At 61.8% G+C, this 23,951-nt stretch carries 22 protein-coding genes and 4 pseudogenes; 8 read left to right on the top strand and 18 right to left on the bottom strand.

Annotated features, from left to right (window positions below; translation table 11 throughout):
• From BMI01S_RS38345 to BMI01S_RS31425, 4 genes are all read right to left on the bottom strand, one after another.
• Positions 1–364 (bottom strand): antitoxin Xre-like helix-turn-helix domain-containing protein (locus BMI01S_RS38345; protein WP_052408457.1); only part of this gene is annotated, 364 nt, incomplete at its 3' end.
• 87 nt (positions 365–451) lie between these two features.
• Positions 452–1,894, bottom strand: a complete 1,443-nt coding sequence (locus BMI01S_RS31435) for a UvrD-helicase domain-containing protein (protein WP_407669093.1) — start codon at positions 1,892–1,894, stop codon at positions 452–454.
• A 206-nt stretch (positions 1,895–2,100) separates the two neighbouring features.
• Positions 2,101–2,529: a hypothetical protein gene (locus BMI01S_RS31430; protein ID WP_028232434.1), complete on the bottom strand. Its 429-nt coding sequence runs from the start codon at positions 2,527–2,529 to the stop codon at positions 2,101–2,103.
• Positions 2,530–2,603: 74 nt separating this feature from the next.
• Positions 2,604–3,380 (bottom strand): DUF7713 domain-containing protein, encoded by a 777-nt coding sequence (locus tag BMI01S_RS31425; protein ID WP_244145452.1) that lies wholly within the window; start codon positions 3,378–3,380, stop codon positions 2,604–2,606.
• Positions 3,381–3,950: 570 nt separating this feature from the next.
• Here BMI01S_RS31425 and BMI01S_RS31420 point away from each other — a divergent pair.
• The 4 genes and pseudogenes from BMI01S_RS31420 to BMI01S_RS44165 form a co-directional block, all read left to right on the top strand.
• The gene (locus tag BMI01S_RS31420) at positions 3,951–4,751 is read left to right on the top strand and encodes a transporter substrate-binding domain-containing protein (protein WP_028232432.1); all 801 of its coding nucleotides are present in this window, start codon (positions 3,951–3,953) and stop codon (positions 4,749–4,751) included.
• A gap of 76 nt (positions 4,752–4,827) precedes the next feature.
• Positions 4,828–5,487: an amino acid ABC transporter permease gene (locus BMI01S_RS31415; protein ID WP_028232431.1), complete on the top strand. Its 660-nt coding sequence runs from the start codon at positions 4,828–4,830 to the stop codon at positions 5,485–5,487.
• 63 nt (positions 5,488–5,550) lie between these two features.
• On the top strand, positions 5,551–6,276 hold the full coding sequence (locus tag BMI01S_RS31410; RefSeq protein ID WP_028232430.1) for an amino acid ABC transporter ATP-binding protein: 726 nt from the start codon (positions 5,551–5,553) through the stop codon (positions 6,274–6,276).
• 193 nt (positions 6,277–6,469) lie between these two features.
• Positions 6,470–6,788 (top strand): annotated as a pseudogene (locus BMI01S_RS44165) (pyridoxal-phosphate dependent enzyme); the annotation flags it as partial.
• A 92-nt stretch (positions 6,789–6,880) separates the two neighbouring features.
• Here the strand turns inward: BMI01S_RS44165 and BMI01S_RS31400 are convergent.
• Complete coding sequence (locus BMI01S_RS31400; protein ID WP_028232428.1) at positions 6,881–7,348, bottom strand: Lrp/AsnC family transcriptional regulator; 468 nt, start codon at positions 7,346–7,348, stop codon at positions 6,881–6,883.
• A 169-nt stretch (positions 7,349–7,517) separates the two neighbouring features.
• Between BMI01S_RS31400 and metC the strand changes: the two genes are divergently transcribed.
• Both metC and BMI01S_RS31390 read left to right on the top strand, forming a co-directional pair.
• The gene (gene metC / locus BMI01S_RS31395; RefSeq protein ID WP_028232427.1) at positions 7,518–8,705 is read left to right on the top strand and encodes a cystathionine beta-lyase; all 1,188 of its coding nucleotides are present in this window, start codon (positions 7,518–7,520) and stop codon (positions 8,703–8,705) included.
• 52 nt (positions 8,706–8,757) lie between these two features.
• Positions 8,758–9,102 (top strand): DUF3088 domain-containing protein, encoded by a 345-nt coding sequence (locus tag BMI01S_RS31390; protein WP_028232426.1) that lies wholly within the window; start codon positions 8,758–8,760, stop codon positions 9,100–9,102.
• Positions 9,103–9,598: 496 nt separating this feature from the next.
• Here BMI01S_RS31390 and BMI01S_RS31385 read toward each other — a convergent pair whose 3' ends face one another.
• The 4 genes and pseudogenes from BMI01S_RS31385 to BMI01S_RS43790 form a co-directional block, all read right to left on the bottom strand.
• A complete protein-coding gene (locus BMI01S_RS31385) occupies positions 9,599–11,263 on the bottom strand; it encodes an MFS transporter (RefSeq protein ID WP_028232425.1) in 1,665 nt (554 codons plus the stop codon).
• A gap of 39 nt (positions 11,264–11,302) precedes the next feature.
• Positions 11,303–11,740 (bottom strand): tautomerase family protein, encoded by a 438-nt coding sequence (locus BMI01S_RS31380; protein ID WP_028232424.1) that lies wholly within the window; start codon positions 11,738–11,740, stop codon positions 11,303–11,305.
• Positions 11,741–11,993: 253 nt separating this feature from the next.
• Positions 11,994–12,425, bottom strand: a complete 432-nt coding sequence (locus BMI01S_RS31375; RefSeq protein ID WP_036046567.1) for a MarR family winged helix-turn-helix transcriptional regulator — start codon at positions 12,423–12,425, stop codon at positions 11,994–11,996.
• Between the two features lie 317 nt (positions 12,426–12,742).
• Positions 12,743–14,231: pseudogene (locus BMI01S_RS43790) on the bottom strand (methyl-accepting chemotaxis protein).
• Between the two features lie 77 nt (positions 14,232–14,308).
• Between BMI01S_RS43790 and BMI01S_RS31365 the strand changes: the two are divergent.
• Complete coding sequence (locus BMI01S_RS31365) at positions 14,309–14,641, top strand: hypothetical protein (protein ID WP_174480160.1); 333 nt, start codon at positions 14,309–14,311, stop codon at positions 14,639–14,641.
• 716 nt (positions 14,642–15,357) lie between these two features.
• On the opposite strand, the gene BMI01S_RS31355 is transcribed toward BMI01S_RS31365, so the two are convergent.
• Complete coding sequence (locus BMI01S_RS31355) at positions 15,358–15,582, bottom strand: hypothetical protein (protein ID WP_028232421.1); 225 nt, start codon at positions 15,580–15,582, stop codon at positions 15,358–15,360.
• A 150-nt stretch (positions 15,583–15,732) separates the two neighbouring features.
• Between BMI01S_RS31355 and BMI01S_RS41255 the strand changes: the two genes are divergently transcribed.
• Complete coding sequence (locus tag BMI01S_RS41255) at positions 15,733–15,924, top strand: hypothetical protein (RefSeq protein WP_028232420.1); 192 nt, start codon at positions 15,733–15,735, stop codon at positions 15,922–15,924.
• Positions 15,925–15,970: 46 nt separating this feature from the next.
• Here the strand turns inward: BMI01S_RS41255 and BMI01S_RS31345 are convergent, their stop codons facing one another.
• The 8 genes and pseudogenes from BMI01S_RS31345 to BMI01S_RS39595 form a co-directional block, all read right to left on the bottom strand.
• The gene (locus BMI01S_RS31345; protein WP_028232419.1) at positions 15,971–16,168 is read right to left on the bottom strand and encodes a hypothetical protein; all 198 of its coding nucleotides are present in this window, start codon (positions 16,166–16,168) and stop codon (positions 15,971–15,973) included.
• A 99-nt stretch (positions 16,169–16,267) separates the two neighbouring features.
• Positions 16,268–16,825, bottom strand: a complete 558-nt coding sequence (locus BMI01S_RS31340; RefSeq protein ID WP_042291804.1) for a hypothetical protein — start codon at positions 16,823–16,825, stop codon at positions 16,268–16,270.
• 622 nt (positions 16,826–17,447) lie between these two features.
• Positions 17,448–17,911, bottom strand: a pseudogene (locus BMI01S_RS31335) (MgtC/SapB family protein); the annotation flags it as partial.
• Positions 17,912–18,299: 388 nt separating this feature from the next.
• Positions 18,300–19,161: pseudogene (locus BMI01S_RS31330) on the bottom strand (penicillin-binding transpeptidase domain-containing protein); the annotation flags it as partial.
• Positions 19,162–20,160: 999 nt separating this feature from the next.
• Positions 20,161–21,936, bottom strand: a complete 1,776-nt coding sequence (arsA, locus tag BMI01S_RS31325) for an arsenical pump-driving ATPase (RefSeq protein ID WP_028232414.1) — start codon at positions 21,934–21,936, stop codon at positions 20,161–20,163.
• Positions 21,937–21,951: 15 nt separating this feature from the next.
• Entirely contained in the window at positions 21,952–22,719 is a 768-nt protein-coding gene (gene arsD / locus BMI01S_RS43985) for an arsenite efflux transporter metallochaperone ArsD (RefSeq protein ID WP_081723560.1), read from the bottom strand.
• An 18-nt stretch (positions 22,720–22,737) separates the two neighbouring features.
• On the bottom strand, positions 22,738–23,277 hold the full coding sequence (locus BMI01S_RS31315; protein ID WP_028232412.1) for a hypothetical protein: 540 nt from the start codon (positions 23,275–23,277) through the stop codon (positions 22,738–22,740).
• Positions 23,278–23,375: 98 nt separating this feature from the next.
• The gene (locus BMI01S_RS39595; protein ID WP_081723559.1) at positions 23,376–23,900 is read right to left on the bottom strand and encodes an MFS transporter; all 525 of its coding nucleotides are present in this window, start codon (positions 23,898–23,900) and stop codon (positions 23,376–23,378) included.
• Positions 23,901–23,951: the final 51 nt, after the last annotated feature.

Genomic DNA, 23,951 nt, shown 5'->3' with positions numbered 1-23,951 from the left:
CGTCAAACACCTCGACAGCAAGCTGGCGCACATAGAGCACGCGCGCAACACGATCCGACTCGGCTGGCGACAGGCGCTCTGCGCGCGCCATCTTGCGCAGGATCGTCGAACTCGGCAGATTGAGACTCGCGAGCAGCGTCTGCACCGGCACGTGCAGCAGGTCCTTCGCCACGCGCTCGATGATCGCCGCTTCCATGCCTTCCCGGATCTGCCGGCGTTGCTCGAGCGGGTCGAACCTGACGAGGAACGTTTCGATATCGTCAGCGTGGGCGCCGGGTCTGCCAGAGCCGACCAAGGCCTTGCCGGCATGTGCGGCACCCGGACGCGCGGCCGAATGACGGCCGGACGGTTGATTCAGGGACATGATACGCTCCTCCCAGATGGGAATTCCATGACTCCCATTCTAGATCAATCTCAAACGGGAATCAAGACTCTCCCATTTGATCACTTATTATGCTGCCCGGTCCTGGTGTCGGCGACTGAAAAGCTGCAGCAGTTCGTCCCGCAATTCCGAGATATCCAGGACATGCTGCGCCCGTGTCACGGCCACATAGAGGAGGCGGAGCTCATCGTCGTCCGGCATCGGGCTGCCTTCGGCCCCGCGCAGGCGGAAATCGTTGGCAACCCTGACCCGCTTCCATTCGAGCCCCTTGGCACGGTGGACGGTCGAGATCACATAGTCGGCGGCGTCCTCCGCCGCCGAACGCTGCGCCAGGGCCCGCAGATAGCCGGTACCCAGCTCGTCGACGATCCGCACGACCGGCAGCAGGTCCTGACCAAATGCACTGCGCGCAAAGGACTGTACGTCGCTCCATGTCTCGAACAGCGAAAACGCCGCCGGACGGAACGCGCGCCGGCCGGCCAGCAGCCGGTCTGCGCCGTCAGCGTAGGCGAGGATCTCGGCGGGACTCATCCGGATCGCCGGTCGATGTCCCGCCTCGAGTCCTGCAGCGAACTGCCAGATCGCCGTAACGTTCTTCCGGCACAGGATTGCATCGACCGGCGGCGCCAGCGCGGAGTCTTCCACCATGATCGAGCCGATGGCTTCCTGACCCCGGATGGGCGTGCGCTCACCCAGGAGTGCGAGCAGGCGGCTGGCGAGCGCCGCGAACGTGACGCCAAAGCGGAACGACTCCGTGAGCGCGCATTCGGGCGCGTCGATCTGCGCCATCGCATTGATCGCGCCCCGCCACTCGTAGATTTGCTGGTAAGGGTCGCCCACGTAGATAATCTGCGCGTGGCGCTGTCGGCCGAGGACCGACAGCACGACACCGTCGCTGTCCTGTGCCTCATCGAACAGGAGGTAGTCGGCTTCGATGCGTGGCTGCGAGAGCGCCCAGAGCTTCAGGAGCACGTCAGGCGAAATGGCGCTCGCGGCGCGCGCTGCCGCGCCCTCTTCCCACAGCCGCCCGACGTAAGGGAGCAGGTAGGTGCGCAGTTGCGCAGCCACCGCTTCGTCGATCTTTTCATCGACGACGATATGCTGAGTTGCCGGCTGGATATCAGCGGACCGGCAGAACCTGTCCCGCCCGTCGGCAATCATCCGTCCGATCTCGAACGGGGCAATCTCGACGGCCTTGCCCGTCACCGTCCGCACCTCCAGCGGGCCCAGCCCGTAGCGTACCGCAAGTTCGTGTGGCGGCTCGCCCTGAAGGGTCATCCGGTTTCGCAGCGACGGGCTGACCGAGGCCCACGCGAGCGAATGCATTGTCCGTGCGCCGACGTGAGGTGGAAAGCGTCGGGCTGCGCTCGACGCGATTTCCCGGTTGAACGCGAGGTACATGCCGCGCCGCTGGCCGAAGTGCTCGGCCACGAGCTGGAGCGTGGAGGTCTTGCCCGCGCCGGCAAATGCCTTGATCTTGAGGTCTCCGGCGCCACGCGCCGCCTCGATCACGGCCCGCTGCTCTGCCGTTGGAGTAAAGATCCTCTTCACGCGATACCCGACCTCATGTGCGTTCGCTCCTGGCGATGTGGGGTCGCTGATTTTCGCATGGCCCACAGCTGGTCGAACGCCCCGGCTGCGGACGCGTCACCGAAACATTTCCACGTTTAACCGTCGGCGACAGCACACCTGGCAGAGCGAAACGCTGACGGCACCGGTCAAGTCTGAACAAGCTCAAGCCCGTTTTCGGCACACCATTGCCTCAGCGCACTTTCGACAGCATCGGTTTCAAACGCATGCCAGCGCTCCAGAACGCCTTCACGTTCCAGCAAATCCTTGAAACGCGCATAAGCCCCTTGCCGCCGGAAAAAACCTTCGACCTCGCCGTAACGTCCAGGCAACTCCTGTGAGACAAATCGCAAGGCGAGACGTCTTCCGAGATCGAGCTCGTTCTTGTGCGGTATCGCAAGGTAGCGATCGGACGTTTCAAGGTCGCCAGGAATCTCCTCGTCGAACGCATCATTCGAATCGGAAATCCACCAGATCTTGCCCGTCTCGAGCGAGACATACGCGCTATGTTCCATTGGCGACGCGTAGCTGACGAAGTCGAACGTCATGGAAAGATCATCGTGCCTGACTGCGACCATGGCTCTACTCCGATAGGGTTGTAACGTTCGATCGACCAGGTTGGCCACCCGTTTCGCCGCGTCGGGACAGCGACTCAAAGCTCTTCGCTCGGGTCAGCGATATCGAGCCGGAACTGCCATCCTTCCATGCTCATGAGCACTCGCCCAAGATCGTCCCACGAGACCTCCTTGCCGTCGACCACCACGAGTGGCACGTGTCCTGCCTGCGAATCGTCCCATTCGATGCGCCCGCGCACCGTGCTCTCAATGATCCGGCGCTCCCGAAAATCGATGTGCCGGACCGACAGTGCGCGACGAATCTTCTCGACGAGTCGCCCGAGCAGCACGAGCACTTCGTCGTCGGCCTCACCGATCAGCTGGGACCGGTAGCCGGAGGGAAGCTCTCCTTGAAGCTCAAAGCCATCCAGAGCAATCCGGTCGCCCAGAAGCCGGAGCTGGAAATGGAACTGGAACTGGTGGGACTCCCCCTGGCTGTCGATCATCCGGATCGGCGCAAGCCGGGCGTTCTCGAAATCGGTGAATCCGGTGGACTCGGCAATCCTGGCATTGAAGCACGAAGTGCAGAGTAACTCATGGTAGCCATCGCCAGAACCGCAGTTGATAGTGTCCCAGGGCGGCGTCTGGTTGCCGCATTGTTCGCATCGCTGGTTTGCCATGTCATGCCTGCCCTGCGATCGCCGGGAGGTTGGATTCCGGTGGCCTTCTTCGTCGGCGCGGTTCGTCGCACGGTGGCGGCACCAAGCGGCTCGACGAAGCGGTGATGGCGTGCCCAGGAACCGGCGAACGGATGCCGCAATTTTGACAGAGCCCGCGACCGTCTTCCGTCGCGTGATCAGGAAGGCGAACGCCATCGATGATCGACGCATTCAATGATGCCATTCCCGCACGAGATCCGCACAGGAAAGCGAGACATCCTTCGGCAAAGCCCCAGGACGTGCGTGCTAGCCGCTAGCGCTGACGCGGCGTGAATTACACAACCCCTACGCCCGGCCAAAACGTTCGTTGATATTCGCGCTGCTTTCATGCGAACGGGCTACAGGTCTCACACTGATCGCTTTCGCGCACGGCCTGATAAGCAAAAAGCGCGCTCCGCGTGCAGCATACGGACTCGCAACCGGCGTTGGAGCAAACGTGGCGCAGAAGGTGCGACCGCGTCGCCCCACGGTTCCACCGATAGCAGGCCGGTTGCGCAACCCGACTCAGGACTAGAAAAATCTTCCACGAAACGATCGCTGTACGCACGCTTTTGGAAACACTTTCCATTCTGACAAAACTAAGCTTGCCATCAATCGAGCCGCATTCGTAACCGTGGACGGTGTGCACCTATCCATGCGCGAAACGTGCGCTTTCCACGCGGCAACCGTCGTCGAAGCAACCTGAAATTGCCACATCGATTCTTATTCTTACCAACGGAGACAAAGATGAAGTCGTTCAAACCGCTGTTTATGTCTGCACTGATCGCCTCACTGCTCGGGCTCACCACGGCATCCGTGCATGCTGCCGACCTGCTCGACACGGTGAAACAGACCGGCGTGCTGACGGTCGCGCTTGAAGGCACATACCCTCCGTTCGATTACCGCAACAGCGATGGGCAGCTCGAAGGATTCGACGTCGACGTCGCGAAGGCCGTCGCCGCCCGACTCGGCGTCAAGCCTCAGTTCGTCACGACCGAATGGAGCGGCATCCTCGCCGGCCTTCAGGCAGGCAAATTCGACGTGATTGTCAACCAGGTCGCGATCACGCCGGCGCGCCAGCAGGTGCTCGACTTTAGCCAGCCCTACGTGTACTCAGCCGCGCAACTGCTACAGCGCGAGAACGATTCACGCGCATTCAAGTCGTTGAACGACCTGAAGAATCTCAGGATGGGGGTCGTGCTCGGCAGCAACTATGCGGAGCTTGTGAAAACCGTGCCAGCGATCAACGCGCAGACGTATCCCGGTGAGTCCGAGATTCTGCGCGATCTCGCGACGGGCCGGCTTGATGCCGCAGTGAACGATCGCCTGATGGTTCCTTACCTGATCAAGACCACACATCTGCCGCTGCGTGCGAGCGGTGTGATCCCGGGCGCCGACACGAAGATGGGCATTCCGTTCCGCAAGGGCAATCCTAAATTCGAAAAAGCCATCGACGACGCCCTCGCATCGATGCGCGAGGACGGCACGCTCAGGAAGATCTCAATGCAATGGTTTGGTGCCGACGTCTCGGCCCCGAACGCCCACTAACCCTCCCGCAACCATACGCGCGCACCGGCATGCATCGCATCGCCGGTGCGGCCGACAACGATCTGGAGTCAAGTTCATGGACGCATTTGATCTGGTCGTGCACACCCTTCCCGTCCTCGCAACGGGCGCAGTGCTCACCATGAAATTCGCGATCGCATCAATGGTGCTGGGGCTGATCGTCGGCCTTTTGGTCGCGATCGTACGAATTGGCAACAACGGGTTACTGTCCTCGATCGCACGCGGCTATGTCAGCCTGATGCGCGGCACTCCGCTCCTCGTGCAGATGTTCGTCGTGTATTACGGGCTGCCGGACGTCGGTATCTCACTCGACCCGACCTCAGCCGGCATTCTTACGCTGACGCTGAACGCTGGCGCGTACCTGTCCGAAAGCATGCGCGGCGCGATCCTTGGCATCGGCCGCGGCCAGTGGGCCGCATCGCACAGCCTGGGTCTCACGCATGTGCAGACGCTGCGTTACGTCATCTGTCCTCAGGCGCTGCGCCTTGCGGTGCCAAGCCTTTCGAACACGCTGATCAGTCTCGTCAAGGATACGTCACTCGTGTCCGTCATCACCGTCACCGAACTGCTGCGCTCGGCGCAGGAAGTCATCGCCTCTACCTTCCAGCCGCTGCCGCTGTATCTTGCGGCCGCCGCGATCTACTGGGTGCTCAGCACGTTACTCGCATGGCTCCAGGGCCGCATTGAGACACGCTGCGCATTGCCATCGACGCATTGAACGGCCGCCGGCCGTCCGCGTCGCGGATAGCTGAACGTTCCACCATTCACGAAGAATCCCAACATGATTACTCTCGACAGCGTCTCGAAGTGGTACGGCAAGCATCAGGTGCTCGACAACTGTAGCGCAGCGGTCACCAAAGGCGAAGTGGTTGTCGTCTGCGGCCCGTCCGGATCCGGCAAATCCACGTTGATCAAGACGATCAACGGTCTGGAACCGTTCCAGAAAGGCTGCATCACGGTGGACGGCGCCCGGCTTGACGATCCGTCCGTCAAGCTCGCGCAGTTGCGTTCGCGCGTCGGAATGGTCTTCCAGCACTTCGAACTGTTTCCTCACCTGACTGTGCTGGCCAACCTGACACTAGCCCAGACGAAAGTGCTGCACCGGCCCATGGACGAGGCGCGCGACATCGGGCTGCGTCTTCTCGATCGCGTCGGGCTCAAGGCGCACGCCCAGAAGTTTCCCGCGCAGTTGTCAGGCGGGCAGCAACAGCGCGTTGCGATTGCCCGTGCGCTTTCGATGAACCCGATCGCGATGCTGTTCGACGAACCGACATCAGCACTTGATCCGGAAATGATCAATGAAGTGCTCGATGTCATGGTCGAGCTCGCGCGCGACGGGATGACCATGGTCTGCGTCACGCACGAGATGGGTTTCGCACGCAAGGTCGCACATCGCGTGCTGTTCATGGATCGTGGCGTGATCGTGGAAGACGCTACGAGCGACGCATTTTTTCATACGCCGCGTTCCGAGCGTGCACGCGATTTCCTCGACAAAATCCTGCACTGAACCGCTGCCTACCGCCGTCTAGCCGGCGGTGGGCGCCTTCTACCCGACAGCGGTGCCATCCGCATGACAACGACAACGCTCACCACAAGACTGAATAACGTTGCGCGACTGGATCTCATCGACGCACCAATTCCGCTGCAGCGGCTGCCAAGCTCGAGCTCGACCAGTAGATTCGCGCAGCGGGGCTTGACGTTCGGCCGTCATGCTCGCGCCCGGCACTGCGGCACGCATGCAGGTCTCGCGTTCGCGTTTTCTCATGAGGCCCGTGATCGGCGTGACGGTGTCACGCACTTCGGCAGCGCAGCGCCCGAAGGTACAGGGCCTCGTTGACCAGACGAGCGAGCTGCTCGACCTCGAACCGCGTTCGGCAATGCGCGTCGATCTATGGGATGCTTACTGCGCGCCCCGCTACGGGTGAGCCCAATACGGCCGGACTCAACGCAATTCGCCTGCTCGCACGGGCCGAACGATTGCTGTTCGATCCCGTCTACACGGGAAAGGTGATAGCCGGGTGAGCCACGTCAGAGCCTCATCGAGCGGCCATGCAAAGCCATTAAACGCGCCACCTGTCGACAATTTAATTGTAGGCGGTGGCGCGTATTCGTTATTCACCCACCACGTAATCCAGCGGAAGCGCCGTCGTTCGCTTGATCACCTCCATCGCGAACGCCGAGCTTACGTCCATCAACTCGACACTTTTGATCAGCCGCTTGTAGACCCTGTCGTATCCGGCGATATCCGGCACGACGACCTTGAGCAGGTAATCGACATCGCCGCTCATCCGATGGATTTCGATGATCTCCGGAATCGCGCGTACGGCGTCAATGAACCGCGTGGTCCACGCATCGCCGTGCTGATTCGAGCGCACTGTCACGAACGCCGTGAGACCGAGATTCAGCTTGTTAGGATCGCAGAGCACGACCTGCCGGCAGATCACCCCTTCGTCCCGCAGCTTTTGCAGCCTTCGCCAGCATGGCGTTGGCGACAGGTTGACCGCCTTGGCCAGTTCATTCAGTCCGATGGTCGCATCCGCCTGAAGCAGCGTCAGCATTTGAGCATCGCGTTTATCCATATCTCCTCCGGGTTAGAAACTTTTCCCAATCTTAGCGGGATCGGCGCGATTCTTTAAAAACTTTTTTCGCACCCGCGAAATTAATATGTCTTCACGCACAGCACAGATAGCGATATCGCGGCGGTGCTCGATACACCCCGATTGAACCGACGACAGAGAGGACCACACCTTGAACGCAACGCATTCGACCGACACTGTCTTGGCCCATGAGGGCCGCAAGCACGATCAGCTCGGCGCGCCGGTGAATCCGCCGGTTTACCGCCAATCGACGCTGCTATTCGAAAACCTTGACGCACTCAAGACCGCGAGCGGCACGCCGAACGCGTACGGGCGCGGCGGCAGCCCGACCACGCGCGCGCTCGAAACCGCGCTCGCGCGACTCGAAGGCGGGCATCGCGCGATGCTCACACCGAGCGGGCTCAGTGCGATCACGACGTCGCTGCTGGCCGTCCTGAATCCCGGCGATCATCTGCTGATGACCGATTCCGTCTACGACCCGACGCGCTCGTTCTGCAATGAAACGCTCATGCGTCTCGGCATCGAAACGACCTACTACGATCCGGCGATTGGCGCCGGCATCGCGTCGCTGATACGGCCGAACACGCGCGCGGTGTTCGTCGAGTCGCCCGGTTCGCTCACGTTCGAAGTGCAGGACATCCCGGCGATCAGCCGGATCGCGCATCGTCACGGTGCAATCGTGCTGATGGATAACACCTGGGCAACGCCGCTCTATTTCCGTTCGTTCGAGCATGGCGTCGACGTATCGATCCACGCAGCAACGAAGTACATCTCGGGGCACTCCGATCTGCTGATGGGCGTGATCCTCACAACGGAGTCGCTGTATCCAAAGATCAACCGGTTTTATCGGCAATTCGGCATGACCGTGAGCGGTGACGACGCCTATCTCGCGCTGCGCGGCCTGCGAACACTCTCGGTTCGGCTCGAGCGGCATCAGCGCAATGCGCACGCCTTGACAGACTGGTTCGCGCAGCAGCCGGAAGTGGCCGAAATTCTCTATCCAGCCCGGCCGGGTTCACCGGGCCACGCACTGTGGCAACGCGACTTCACAGGCGCGAGTGGTCTGTTTGGGGTTGTGTTGCACCCGCAATCCGAGGAGGCGATGCGCGCATTGCTCGACGGGATGTCTTGCTTCGGCATGGGCTATAGCTGGGGCGGCTTCGAAAGTCTCCTTCTGCGCTCCAGCCCAGGGGGCTACCGCACGGCGAAACAATGGCCCTGGGACGGCCCACTGCTGCGGATCCATGCGGGCCTTGAACATCCCGACGACATGATCGCCGACCTCGAAGCCGGTTTCTCGCGGCTGCGAGCCGCGACCCTCGTGCCGATGGAATCGTGAATCGAAGTACGCAGCACCTCAACTCTGAATTTCTAACCAAAGCGAGACAAGCATGAAAGACAAACTGTTCATCCTGCGCCCGGGGTTTTTTAGCGGTGAAGAAGGTCCACTCTACTGCGGCGACTCGGTTGCCGTCGAGGGACTGCTGAGCTTTTTCCCGCAACTGCGCAACAACGTCGACGTCGAATACATCGATGCGCCGCGTCCACGCAACGCAATCGTCGAACTGATCGGCGAAACCAACCAGTCCGCGCCGGTGATCGTGCTCGGTGATGGCCAGAGGGTGAAGGACGCGTCCGTTGACGTTCAGGACCACAACGGAACGCGCTTCATCAATGCGCCTGACGACATCCGACGCTATCTGTCGTCGCAGTACCGTGTCGCTCACGCATCATGACGGAACGGGGCGAATGCGCTTGCGTCATACGCGTTCCTTGAATGACCGGCACCGCGTTCATGCGGTGCTGGCCTGAAGCCAACAGGTTATTGACGTTGGTTTGGAAAGTCGCCGGCTATGCGGCGGATTCCCCGTGACAGGCGAACAGAATCAGACCCCTCCGATTCGGGTCTGCGTCGTAGCGCTTAGTATTAAAGTTAATTTCCTGGGCGGGCGATGCACCGCCGTATCGATCCGCACGTTGCCTTCATCCGCTGCATGATCCCGCAGTTCAAGCCGCTTTGCTCCGTCGGCGCCGTGCGAGCACAGTCTCTTCCACAATTCACTATCGAACGCTTAAACCTGGTCAACGCTAGTAGTTTCTGTAGCCGCTCCCGGTTTGCGATGTATGCACGATGCCGAGACGCTGCAGATGAACGTCGAGCCACCCATACGGGCGCCTCGATGGGTGGACTCACCGCCAACCCCGTAGCGAAGCCAACAACTCGTCGATCGCTTACGCCGTGATGTCTCGCGATTTTGTCTCGGGCAGGAAGATGAGACCGACGACAAACGAGATGCCTGCTATGACGACCGGATACCAGACGCCCGCATAGATGTTTCCTGTGGCAGCCACGAGTGCAAACGCCGTCGTAGGCAAAAACCCGCCAAACCAGCCATTGCCGATGTGATACGGAAGTGACATGGCCGTATAGCGGATGCGTGCCGGAAAGAGCTCGACCAGTGTGGCAGCAATTGGTCCGTAGACCATGGCTACGAGGAAGACGAGTGCAACCAGCATCAACATCACCATGGGATAGTTGATTTGCTGGGGATCAGCGTTACGCGGGTAGCCAACGGCCTTGATTTGCTTTGCGAGTGCTGCCTCGAACTCAGCCGTCTTCTGTTTGCGCTCCGCCGCACTCAGTTTGACTCCCTCGAAGCTCGGAATCACAAGGTCACCAACGTGAACCGAAGCTACCGTTCCCGCAGGAGCAGCTACGTTCTCGTAGTTGACAGACGCCCTGGCGAGGAAGGACTTGGCGATATCGCACGAGCTCACGAACTGGGACGTACCGACCGGGTTGAACTGGAACGAGCATGTCCTCGGGTCAGCGACCACTGTGACGGGAGCACGCGTCTGGGCTTCGGCGAGTGCCGGATTGGCATACCGCGTCAGACCGTGGAAGATCGGAAAGTACAGGAATACCGCGAGGAGGAACCCCGTCAGCATGATCGGCTTGCGCCCGATGCGGTCAGAGAGACTGCCAAAGAACACGATAAGCGGCGCACCAATCACGAGGGCCACTGCAATCAGAAGGTTCGCCGTGACAGTCTCGACCTTCAGTGTCTGGGTGAGGAAAAACAGGGCATAGAACTGTCCCGCGTACCAGATGACCGATTGCCCAGCAACAAGACCGAAGAGTGCAATGAGTACTAGACGCACGTTCTTCCACTGACCAAACGCCTCCTTGATCGGCGCCTTGGAAGCCGCATTGTCCGCTTTCATTTTCAGGAACACTGGCGACTCGTGAAGGCTAAGTCGAATCCATACCGACATGGATACCAGTACAACCGAGAAAATGAACGGGATACGCCAGGCCCAGGCTGCGAAGCTGCTTTCGCCTACCGACAGGCGCACACCCAGAACGACCAACAACGACAGGAAGAAGCCCAGCGTCGCCGTCGTCTGAATCCAGGCAGTGAATGCCCCGCGACGTCCGCTCGGTGCGTGCTCGGCAACGTAGGTAGCCGCGCCGCCGTATTCACCACCAAGCGCCAGCCCCTGAAAAAGCCGCAAAACAACAAGCAGAATCGGCGCGGTGATGCCAATTGTCGCGTACGAGGGAAGGACGCCGACGAGGAACGTGGACGCCCCCATTAGAAGGATGGTGATGAGGAACGTGTACTTGCGCCCTACGAGGTCACCCAGTCGACCGAAGACCAGTGCACCGAACGGACGAACCGCGAAGCCCGCAGCGAAAGCCAGAAGCGCGAAGATGAATGCAGCTGTCTCGTTGACGCCTGAGAAGAACTGCTTCCCGACGATGGCCGCCAGCGAACCATACAGGTAGAAGTCGTACCACTCAAAGACTGCGCCGAGCGAGGACGCGAAGACGATCTTTCGTTCTTCGCGGGTCATGCCCTTTGCCTTGGGCACAGAATAGGTTGAGGTACTCATTGCTCCTCCGATTTTGCTTTGTGTGTATTGCGCGTGCGCCTAGCCGATACTGAGCAGGTAATCCCTGTCCCCTTCGGCCATTGACGTCAACCACTCGTGTTCGGAGCCAGGCTCCGGCAGCACCTTTCCGTATTCGACCATCTGCGAGGGTGGCAGCTCGGAGACATACGCCCAAACGAAGCGCGCCTCCGTTTTAGCGGCGTCGACAACCACGTCGACGATAGCCTCAAGCAGTTGCCGCTTTTGTGCTGCCGTTCTCCCGGCACGGATATGACCGTGGACAAAAATCTGGTCCGACACCAGCGGCGCGCCGCCGATGAAATGGTCTCCGGCAGGAATCTCGTTGAAGATCACCTGAGCGAAAAAACCTTGCGCACCCGTCGCATTGCTGTGCGATGAAGTGATTCCGGCAGCGATGCGCTGTTTCGCCTCTGAATTCAAGCGGCCACTAGCAACTGAAACAATGTAGGTCGGCATTACAGTCTCCTTTTTCCATGCAATTAGATGCATATACATCTATAACGATGGCAGTCCCGATAGAACTACCTTTTAGCTACACCCAGACCAAACTCGAGACGTCGATACGTACGACTAATACATGTACCTACATCTATTTGGGTAACCCGTTAACCCGCATGCTTCTCCTGTACCGGAACGGTCGAATATCTCAATGTTTCAAAGCGAAGTCACGTCGTCGCACTAAACGCATGCAGCAAGCCATCGCTGCGGCCTAAGCCGCCGCCCCAGCGCGTTGCAGCGATTCGAGAGCCTCAAGCAAGCGCTTGTTAGCGGGCCCTTTCATGAACCGGTCGACTTCACTCTCCACCCTCGCCTGAGCCAGCTGCCAGTACGGTTCAGCCGCACGGAGGACCTTGACGCCCTCCTTGCTCAAGCTGGCAACCTTGAAGCGCGCGTCCGTGTCGGGGGTGGTCTCGACCCATCCAGCGTTGATCAGCAGCTTCAGATTCCGGGAAATCGTCGTCCGGTCCAGAGCGGCTTCGGCGGCAACTTCGGAATACGTCGCGGCACCCAAGCGCTCCAGCGCTCTGAGCAGGGAAAACTGCGTAATCTTCATCCCTACCGGCCGCAGCGCATCGTCGTACACGCTCGTCAACGCGTTGGCGGAGCGGCGGAACTGAGTGCAATAGCAATCGGTAAACATAGCTGGTCTGGTCAGTCCCTTGCGCGGCCACCTCTCCCAGCGAGTCCGCACAACAAAGTCAATAAATGTATCTACATCTACACGTTATACGGCGATGCGATCGGCGTCAATCCTGGCGTAAACGAGCCCCTCGCGGCGGCCGAGGCCTCGTCCATGCGTCGGCGACAGCACGCGCGGTCACAACCGTCAGCGAAGGCCCATGATCCGCGCGGTACGCACACCGAATGCCCGTGGGCACGGCCTTTCGACAACCGCTCGAGTGTAGCGCCGCGCCTTTAAATATCTGCAGAAAACGGGCCGCGTGCGTGGTGGCTCGCTTACGGTGCCAGTCTGAATGCGCCGACCGTCGAGCGCAGCCGTGCCGCCTGCTCATCGAGCGCGGCAGCCGCCGCGGCTGCTTCTTCAACGAGCGCCGCATTTTGCTGGGTGACCTCGTCCATTTGCGAAACAGCGCGATTGACTTCCTCGATGCCCGTGCTTTGCTCGACGGAGGCCGATTCGATCTCGCCCATGATGTCGCTCACGCGCGTGATCGAATGCACGATCTCCTTCATTCTTTCGCCCGCGAGCGAGACCTGTCCGGTGCCTTCGTCCACGCGTCCCACCGATGCGCCAATGAGCGCCTTGATGTCTTTCGCAGCCGACGCACTGCGTTGCGCAAGCGCGCGTACTTCTCCGGCGACGACTGCAAATCCGCGACCTTCCTCACCAGCGCGCGCGGCCTCAACTGCCGCATTCAACGCGAGAATGTTGGTCTGGAACGCAATGCCTTCGATCGTGCCGATGATCTCTTCGATTTTTTTCGATTCTTCTGCGATGCCCCGCATGGTCTGGATGACTTCGTTGACTGCGGCGCCGCCGCGGCCGGTCGCGGCCGACGCGAGTGTCGCGAGTTGACGAGCCTGCCGGGCGTTTTCGGCATTCTGCTTCACCGTGGCGGTCAATTGCTCCATGCTGGCGGCCGTTTCCTCCAGCGAGGCTGCCTGTTCTTGCGTACGTTGTGAGAGGTCGATGTTGCCGTGGGCGATCTCCGATGCGCCGGTTGCAATCGAGTCGCTCGATTGTTGAATGCCTTGCACCAGTTCACGCAGTTTGCCGCGCATTTCACTGAGCGCATGTAGCAGACTCGACTGGTCGCCCACGCGAAGTTCGATGTGTGCCGCGAGATAGCCCGCTGCGATCTGCGCGGCGAATTCGGCTGCGTCGACGGGTTCGCCGCCGAGCGAACGACGAATACCGCGCATCATCGACCACGCCATGATGCCGACCATTGCGAAGATGAGCGCGGCACCCCAAGCATGGTCCGTGCGACGCGCCAGAAAGCGGCGTCGATGTCGTCATAGAAGAATCCCGTGCCGATCCACCATTGCCACGCAGGAATGGCCACGACGCCCTGCAATTTGGGCTCGAGCGGGCTTGTGGGGTGCGGTGGATCAGCACGTCGACGAGCGCGATATGGTTGGTAGCGAGGCTCTGGGCGTAGGCCTGCGTATCGGTGAGATCCCCGGAAGTGGTGCGATTGCCGCCGGACTTCTTGCCAATCAGCTCCGCAACGGGATGGACGAGATTGATGCTGTCCGACGTCGTTACCCAGAAATAGCTCTTGCTGTTGGCATTCAGTTGCCCGATGGCAGTTTTAGCGGCGGCCTGGGCGTCGAGGCGCGTCATCTTTCCCTGCGATTCCAGCGACTGGTAATAGAGCGCCAGGTGTTCCGCCTTCAACAGCAGATTCTGGATTTGCTCCTGGCGGCCCTCGACGAGCGCCTGCTTCAGTTGCGTCAGCGTGACGGCGGCGAAGCGAAGCATCCGGTCTTGCGCTGCGTACGCGGATCGCGCTCGAGCGGCTGCGCAGCGGCGAAGCTGGCCGGTTACTGATCAATCACATGTCCCAGATCGTGCTCATCACGGGCTACATCACCCGCGCCGGATTCGGCAGGCTCGATATCCGTGACATTGACCGCGTCGAACAACATCTCGGTGAGGTACTCGTCGAGGCTGACAGGACGGGGGAATGGACTATCCCTGATTCGTTGATCATCGAACTCACGACTGTGGTCAACGAGTACGATCGGCAGCTCGCCACGACCCGTGTCGAGATCGTCGCCCGCGCCAGCGAATACCTCGAAAGGCTCCTGCAGCTGGCAGCACACCAGCCTCCTGCTGTCGCGGATGGCGTCCCCGCGCAAATCGGCCGCCGCGTGCTGGCCTTGCGTTGATCGTCACGCAGCCACAGCACTGAAGCCCGGGTTCAGGGACGAGACGCTTTCCTGCACGGACTGCGAGGCGGTTGCCTCCCCCGGCGGCGTCGCGTTGCGGATGCCAGTGCGTCTGCGGGCACCGCGCGTCCGCATTGCCGCTGGGCGCCAGTCAGCCGAGTCGCGCCGCCTGTCCTCTTCTGGCTCGATCGCCCGGTCCATATCCTCTGCCGCTGCATTGCGCGATTGAACGCCAACTACCCCCGTCACTGCTGCAAAGAACTGCATCCATCTCGTACGCATCTGTCTCCCGCATCTTCCATCCTTCGTGCCCGCGTCGTTGCGTCCTGCGTGGATGGAAAAAAAGCGCCCCGAAGCGCGCCTATGGAATGGTTCCATACATCTGCACTTCGGGACGACGCCGTTGTCCCGTCTGCGACCTCTCCCCGACACAAGGTGGGGCCCACATTTGCGGCCTTCGTCGACCAGCCTGTCCAAAGGCAAGAAATACGCCACTGCGTCAGGTCGGACGAACCCCGGCTCCATGGCGTCACACAACTGAACCGCGCCCCGCGACGATGCTCCACACGCGGGCAATCTCCCCCGTCTGGTGCGAAGCGCAAACCAGCGCGCACCACACTGCCGCACGCACCTGGGGCGCTTGCCACGCAAGCAAACCCGTCGGGCCGGCGAGATGGCAACGTCGATTACCAGCCACCACCCGTTCGTTGTCCAGACTAATCTGGCAGCCGGTCCAGGCGGGTGAGCAGATCCCTCGCCTGTCTCTCGAGGTGAGCGGGTAGCAGCGGCATGGCCAGAACGGCCTGTATCCTCGCCCGCCACCACCGCAGGTCAATGACTGCACCCGTTTCACACGTGCGCAAGTTGGCCGCCGGGTGCTCGAGATGGTTGAGCACGTTGCAGATGTGCGCCAGATCCCTTTCTTCGAATTCGTAGCTCACGATGGATTTATTCGTTTTACCTGTGGTGCGACGCCTTGCCCGGCCCTCCAGTGCCAGGTGTGAAGACCCCGGTCCGAAGTGTAGTTGCCGCTCAATGCAAATGCGTCGTAAAGGCGTTCAGTGTCGTGTCCGGGTCCAGCGACACCACTCATGATGATCCAGATTGCGCTGAAGATCGGCACGACGCCGTTCACGGCGGTAGTGAGCGACAACGCCAGTTGCGGCGAGCGCAAGCACGATCGCGCCAATCGCTATTCCCAGCCAGGATGGATCCACGTCAGCCTCCTCGGGTTCGTCAGGATCGCTGCCCAATCGCATGGGCGGCGCGCCCAACGACTATAGACCGCCAGACCGTCTGGATGATCGGCTATCTGTGCGTGAGTGTCGGTCAGCGCACCCGCGCGATTGCACGCAGGACGGCGTCCCCGCGCGGGGTCACGCGAGGAACCGGAAAGCCCGGTTCCGGTGGATCGTTCGCGATCAGCTGGAGCTCGCGAAGCGCGCACAGTTCGGCACGGTCCGCCTCGATGCGCCCGGGCGCATCCTTGACCAGCAACAACGTGGCCAGCTCGTGGGGGCTCAACATATCGTTTCCCTCCCGAAAAACAATGTGCACGACAAGGAACCCGGACGGTCGCAGCGCGCGGCGAGACCGGACCCGGGGAGACTTTCGGGGTAGCGTCGCCTAGCTGGAGGACTTGCGACGCCCGGGAGGCGGACTTCGTCGCCTCGCCGCGGCAGGTGCCTCTGAAGCACTATCGGGATCTGCAGTTGCGAGATGCCGTGAATTCACCAGCGGTTGGGTTACCGGCACGTCATGCATCTCGACGGGCGCCGGATTCAGCATCCTCAACATCGCATCGACGCCCCGCGCACACCTCGCCATACCGTCAAACGTCGTGTTCAGGTGGTGTGCATGCTCGTGATGACCGTCGCTGGCATTCCGGCTGAGGCTAGCCGCCGCTGCCGCAAAAATGTCCATCCAGCCATGGGTGTATCCGGCAAACTGCGTGGCGAGCCAGGGCAGGGTGTCGGCCTGGCGCCTGACAAGCTGCTCTGACGTCTGTGCCCATAGCACGTTTTCCCAATGCAACCCGGCACCAGAAAACACAAGCCTGCATGTCTCCATGTTCAGGCGCGCGAGCTCATGGAGGCTGGCAAACAGCTGGCCGTTCAGGACAGCAAGGTTCAACGTACTGGTTTCATGCGTCGTGGCAAATAGCATCCGCTCAGGAGTGCTCATCAAATGTCTCCCTGGTTCTCGCCGGCGAGGGTTGGCCGCTGCCACTGCGGCTGGTGACCGGGAAGCCCGCGATGGGCTGACTGCATTCGCACAATATCCCGCCGGTCTAGAGTAACTATTCTAACTTTGTTAAATCGACGCCATTAATCGGAACGATCCAGGAGTTTCCCCGATATGTGGGATCCGGAAGCCGTGGGCGAGGACGACGATAAACCGGTCGATGCGCGTGGTCGACAACTCATTGAAAGGCCCGGTCTGGCAATGCGAGGGGCGCGGTTCGGCCACGCCCTGCTAAGCCTGGTCCACCCTGGTACCCGCGTCATCCAGTTGAGCGCTCGCCCGCTGATCCGTGGTCAATGCCGGTCATGGCTGAACAGGTCATCAACGATCTTGCACGCTGCGCTGTATCCGCCCATAAGCGCGTCGGCCTCCGTCGCGAAGGCTCGGCCGCGGGCTTCGCCAAAGCGCAGCGGGAAAAGACGGCGAGCGTGCTGGCTGCCTGAAATATCCTGACGACGGCAACATAGCCCGGCCGGCCTGGCTGGAGCTTCCCGGGTCTGATGCTGAAATCGGACTGAACAGAGATCTCGAGCGTAAAGCCCTCGTAATCGTAGCTTCGGCTCCCCGTGCCCAGTGCCTGATGAACGGTATCCAGCGGGACACTGCCGCGCTCGACCAGCAGTTGTATGGTGCGCTGCTGACGCACGGAAATAAAGCGCCGCTCCAGCGGCTTCACACCGACCAGGATGATCATGATGATGACCGTCGCGCCGATCGCTGCGGTCTACATGCCGCCGCCCACGGCCAGGCCGATACCTGCAATCGACCAGAGGCTGGCCGCCGTCGTCAGGCCGCGCACCGCTTCGCCACGCAGCAGTATCGACCCTGCGCCAAGAAAGCCAATGGCGGCGACCCGTGACGGATCGAGCACGACGTTTTCTCGCCCAGCACGTCGGCAAAACCAAACGCCGAGACCAGCATCATCAGCGGGGCCCCGACGCAGACCATCATGTGCGTGCGCAGGCCAGCCGCCCAGTTCAGCCGCTCGCGCTCGAAGCCGATCACGCTGCCGAGCAGCGCCGCCATCAGCAGGTTCAATCGTGGAGACGCAGCTACGCGGCAGCTTCAGATTACGTCCGACGATTGCTGCCAGTTCGGCGTCGTCCGGCAAGGGCCGACCGGGATCGAGCCAGCCCCGAGCGAGCGCGACCTGCCTGACGGTCTTCAGCTTCCCACGCCCCATCAGGCGTGGGCTGGCAATGTCGCGGTCGGAATCGCTCTGACGCATGCGCGCCAGAACCTGTCGATACTCAAACACTTCGAACCTCCTTCGACTCATCGGCCCTCCGTGCAAAAAGCCTGAAGGTACCGGGTTGTGGAAATTCGAAATGCGTTTCGGGCTGCCGCCCGACAGAACACTGAGCCCGCTACGTGGCTCGATTACGCCGATCCCGGAATGGCTCGAATATGCCGGTCAGTGACAAGCATCGGATGCACTGACGCACCAGAATCGCCAGAAGAGGAAATGACGGTGCGTGCGCGCATAAGCTATGTGCGACGGATTACTCACGGGCGCAAGCTGCGCGTGACCATCAACGACCCGCGCGCGCAGTGCCATGTCATAGAAGGCACCCACCATCGGCAATGCACCATGCGCGCCTTCGCCCCAGTCGTTGCGCCAATGTCACGCGTGCGTCGTCGAAGTCCACCCAGGCACCGGCGACCAGCTGCGGATGGATCAGGATGAACCAGCTGTCCGTGTTGTCCTGCGTCGTTCCGGTCTTGCCCGCCACGTCGGCGTGAATGCCGAAACGCGTCCTGATGTCGGAGCCAGTGCCCCGATTGACGACGTCACGCATCACGTCGACCAGCTTGAGCGCAGCGGCGAGCGGTAGCGCCTGCGTTGGCCGCGCAGCAGGGAACTCGCCGAGCACGTTGCCGTTGCGATCTTCGATGCGAGTCACCATGCGTGGCTCAACATAGGCTCCCCGATTGGCGATCGTGCAATACGCCGAGACCATCTCCTTGAGCGGGACCGGGCTTGTGCCGAGGGCGAGAGACGGGACGGCATCAAGGGGACTTTCGCGGACGCCCATCTCACGCGCGAGCGCCGCAACCTTTGCCGGTCCCTCGCGCTGCATGAGCTGGGCAGTCACGCGATTACGCGAAAAGGCAAGCGCATTGCGCAGCGTCATCGGTCGGCCCGTAGGGGGCTCGGGGTCGGTGGGCCGCCACACCGCATTGCCCTTCAATGCGACGGCAACGTTGCGGTCGACGATTGTGTCGCCTGGTTACGCACCATCGGCAAACGTCGCACCGTACACGAAAGCCTTGAAGGCATGCGGTGAAATCTGGTTGAGGGTGACCCACTCGCGATTGACCGGCTTGAATTCCGCGAGCATGGTGCAGTCGGCGGAGAGGATCAGCGCAGGACGGTCGACGCGGGCCTTGCGGATGTCACCGAGTCGGGGTGTGAATGGGATAAGGGCCAGCGTATATGCGAGCGACAGAGCAGGCACCGCGGCAATCGTCAGCACAACGCCGCGACGTGTCGGATGGCGAACGCCGTGCCACGTCGCGGCAATAAGGAGCGCGGTCATTGCGCCGACGCTGGCGGCACCTGCTCGACCGCGTTTTACCCAGCCTGCGCCACAGATCGCGAATAAGCGACACATAGGGGGCATTCACGGTGACCTGAGCATTTGAAAAACGGCCGGATCCTCTCAAAGTGCGGGCGGTTTGCCGGCGGGAAAAGTGCTCTGCTGGCGTGCGGCTAACAGATGATTACACTTGTTTCGATTCTGGCCGCTCGTTTGGAAACACCGGGCAGAAACCGGATCCGCGTTTGACCGCGCGAGCGTTCGCTCAACGCAAAGGAACAGACCCAGGCACCTTGGTAACTGCTGCTCGGCCCCGATCCCCCAGCGCCTGCCACATGACGGAGATTTGGCATGGCAGGTAAAGAGGACGATGCCTCATTTGCGATGCCCTGATCGTCTACGGTGCCGACGCGTTGCTCGGTTGTACGGGAAGTAGAAATTGGCCCATGCCCTGCGCAGTGTCCCGCGCGTTACCCGTTACACCGATGAGCGTAGCCGGGGCGGCTCCGCACCACTCTCCGTGGCCGACCAGCCACAAGCGTTCCGCGTCTCTGGCGCGCGTCCCGGCTGTCCTCGGCAATCCGTTGGTGTCAGGGCGGTGGCAAGCCCGGCCTGGCCACCGCCGATGACTACGACATCAATGTCTGCAGGCATGCGCTTTCGTCCCATCTCCTGATTAGAATTCTGGCGGTCACGCGGCCCATTGAGCTTAAAGGCGGTGGTCGGTGCACTGGACTACGTGGACGCCCGCGACGTAATCACGTGCTCGAGGCCAACGGGCCCGACCGGCGCCTCGGGGAGCCAGGGAATCAGTGCGGTGCGCTGCGCCAGGTTGTCCGCCACGCGGCGCACGAACGGCACCTCGTAAGTGCCACGCTGGCACAGCATGGGATCGGTCGTGCCGCTCGCCAGGAGCGACTGGTTGATGACCCACGCGTACGGCGTGATGCCGGCGCGCGCGAGGTCAGCGCTCAGGCGTTCCGCTTCGTGAACCGGAGTCGCTTCCGGCAGCGTGACGATGAGGATGCGGCTGTAGTTCGGGTCGCGCAGGCGCGGCAGCAACTGACGGACCGACTCCGGCATGTCACCCTGCGCCCGCATGACTTCGCGGTGATAGGCCTCGGCTGCATCCAGCAGCAGGATGGTGTGCCCGGTCGGCGCCGTGTCCAGCACCACAAAGCCGGACTTGCCTTGATCGACCGTGCGCGCGAAGGCCCTGAAGACGGCGATTTCTTCGGTGCAGGGCGAGCGCAGATCTTCTTCGAGCATCGCCCGGCCGCCCGCATCGAGATGCGATGCCGCCTTGCCCAGCACTTCCTCGGTGTACTGCTGCACTTCCCGCGCCGGGTCGATGCGTGTGAGGCTCAGGCGAGGCACGACGCCATCGACGGTGGCGGCCACGTGCGAGGCCGGGTCTGTGGTCGAGAGGATCACGTCGTGTCCGCGCCCCGCGAGCGCGACGGCAATTGCCGCCGCTACTGTGGTCTTGCCCACGCCGCCCTTTCCCATGGTCATGATCACGCCGTGGCCCGCGGCCGACAGCGCGTCGACGAGGTCGCCCAGCCCCGGCGGCAAGGCGGTTTCGGGCATGCGGTGTTCGGCCGGCATGCGCACGCGCTCGGGATGCGCCATGTCGCGCAGCGCGTCCAGCCCGACCGTGCCGCGCGGCAGGAACGGAATGCGCGTCTGCGGCAAGCCGGCCAGTTCGCGCGGCATGTTGGCCAGCGCCTGTTGCGCGCGCTGCGCCATGGCGGTCGCAATCGCGTCGTCGTTGCGCCCGGCGGCGAAGAGGCCGTTGATCGCCAGTACCTGGTTGAGAACGCCGAGTTCGGCTAGCTCGTGCCGCGTGCGATTCGCTTCGCGCAGCGCCGCAACTTCGGGGCGGCTCACCAGAACGACGGTGGTCTCGGCTGCGCTCGACAGCCGTTCGACGGTCGCCGCGTACAGCGCCTTCTGCTTCTCCAGCCCGGCCAACGGCCCAAGGCACGATGCGCCTCCTGTCGACGACGAGATGAAGTCGTTCCACGCCGAGGGCAACGTCAAGAGGCGCAGCGTGTGCCCGGTCGGTGCCGTATCGAAAATTACGTGATCGAAATCGGCTGTCGCGGCCGGGTCGCCGAGCAGTTTGGAGAATTCATCGAAGGCCGCGATTTCCACCGTGCAGGCGCCGGAAAACTGCTCCTCCATGTTGCGGATCGCTGCGGCAGGCAAGACGCCGCGATACGGTCCGACCATGCGTTCCCGGTAGGCCTGTGCGGCCGCTTCCGGGTCGATGTTCAACGCGAACAGGCCCGGCGCGCTGGGCACTTCCGTCGGCAACTGACTCAAGCCGACGCCGAGTACCTCGTCGAGATTGGAAGCCGGGTCCGTGCTGACGATGAGCACCTTCTTGCCGGCATCCGCCATGGCGAGGCCGGTGGCGCAAGAAAGCGACGTCTTGCCAACACCGCCTTTCCCGGTGAAGAAGAGATACCGGCTTTGCAAGCCGAGCAGCAAGAGCAGCGAGGACATGGATATGAACGCTCCCTAGCAGCAGTCCGAGCCCGGCGAACAGCGGCTACCGATTTTGATATGCGGTTTTTCCGCCGTCGTCAGCACAATGCCGAGTCTCTGCGCGAGTTGCTGGCGGGACGGATACATCCCCGTCGATACAATATGGCCGTCGATTGCAAGGATCGGCAGCCGCTCCATGCCGGCTTCCATTTCCTTGACCACCGCGGCGTTGGCGGCGAACGCTTGCGGGGCCTGGCCCAGGTTGTAGCGGGCTACGGTCACCCCGTGCGCCTCGACCCACTTCAGGTCGGCGGCGAATTGCGCCAGCACGGGGTCTACGTCCACACCGCAAACGCCCGTCGAGCAACACATCGCGGGATCGAACACTTCGAGTTTCTTCATGGCAGGCCCCTGAGAGCAATCGGGATTCAGCGACTCCCACAAGCACGGATGCGTCTGCGGACATAGATGCGTGAATTCGGGCAGACCGCGGATCGCCTCGGGAATGTGGTTTCGGTCGATGCGCGTGAATCCGCGCCGCGCAAAAAACGCGTGGGCGGATTCATCGTTGGGAATAAGGTAGAGCGCGCGCAGCGATCGCGTTTGCGCTAGCTCAATGGAAGCGTCGATAAGGCGGCCACCCAGACCGGACGCGCGCAGCCGCGAGTGAACGGCGACCGAACGCAAAAGGGCCGCATCGCCAACTTGCTCCAGCCCGGCCACCCCGACGATTTCGGCGTCGCGCACGGCGACTAAGTCTGTGGCGACTGCCCGACGAATCTCGTCAACAGGCGTGCTCATGCCAATTCTCCCTTGCGTTCACGGCGTGGAAGTGTCTGCCGGAGGGTGGTGCATTGCGCCCGGCTCGTGTCCGGCCATCGCGTCGGGCCCATGATCGGATAGTTGGGCATCGAACCAGTCGTGCAGCGCGGCGACCAGGTGAGGCTGCTTGCTGCGATACACGATTTCGCCCCCGTCGCGCACGTCGCGATAGTCGATCTTCAGGTCGCCGGGCTGTGCCGTACGCAATCCGGCGAGGCCGGGCATGGAGTTGCCGTGGATTTGTTCCGGCGCCCTGAAATTGCCTGCCGAAAACCGACGGGCGATTGCGGCGTGATGCCCGCGGATCAGCGCGGTCTGCTTCGGGTCGGGGTGCTTCGTGACGACGCGCCGGATGCAGCCATCGGCCGTCTTCGTGAAGATGTGGGTGGTCGCCGCGAGCGAGAACGGCATCACTTCCGCGCCGCGTTGCGCCACGTCGTTCTGGCGTGCCGTGACGTCGGCAAGGGCGAGCGGCGAAACAACCACCGTGCGGAGCACGACGAGCATCGATGCCGCGACGACTGCTCTGAACCGCATTTCATGGAGTATTCCACCTGGAAGTGTGCTGGAGTCTGGCGCCAGTATCCTGTTCGACGGTTGAGGGAAGTCGTACGGCGGGCACGCGCTTCGTCGCTCTACCGGGTTGACACCGGCATGACGCCGCGATTACGCGAACTCATGCCAACTGCAGCGAATGCGACGGTAGACACGAGGGAGACGAGCAGCACCGTCCATTCGACGGCCCCGTAATCCCGATCGATGGTCCAGATCATCGCTGCCGAAATCGGAGCAATGCCTTTCGCAATGTTCGAGGGCATCGACAATAGTTCGCTGATTGCGCCGTACCCTTCGATCCCCATCACGTCCTGCACGATGGTGCCACGCAGACTCGTCATCATGCCGTTTGCGCCACCGTAGATGGCAGCGAACAGGTTCAGTCCCACTGGTGATGTTCCGGCATTCAGCAGGATCGCCACTGATAGCGGAAAGGCTGCCGTAACCCTATGCCGACGATCTACGTGCCTCCCGACTGTAAACAGCCGGATGAGATGCAACAGGAAGTCGGCGGCCACGGTGCTCAGCGCGCCGCCTACCGCAGCAATCGCACTGATGCGCAGCAGCCGGACGTCTCTTGCGAAATCACCTTTATGTTCACTCATGGTCCCTCGTGGCCAGTTGCCAATTATCCATCGAGTGAATATATATGTCAG

Source organism: Paraburkholderia mimosarum LMG 23256 = NBRC 106338 (assembly GCF_000739815.1).
In the GTDB taxonomy this organism is placed as follows: Bacteria; Pseudomonadota; Gammaproteobacteria; order Burkholderiales; family Burkholderiaceae; genus Paraburkholderia; species Paraburkholderia mimosarum.
The sequence above is the reverse complement of the archived record's forward strand: the minus strand, read 5'-3'. Positions and strand labels throughout refer to the sequence as shown.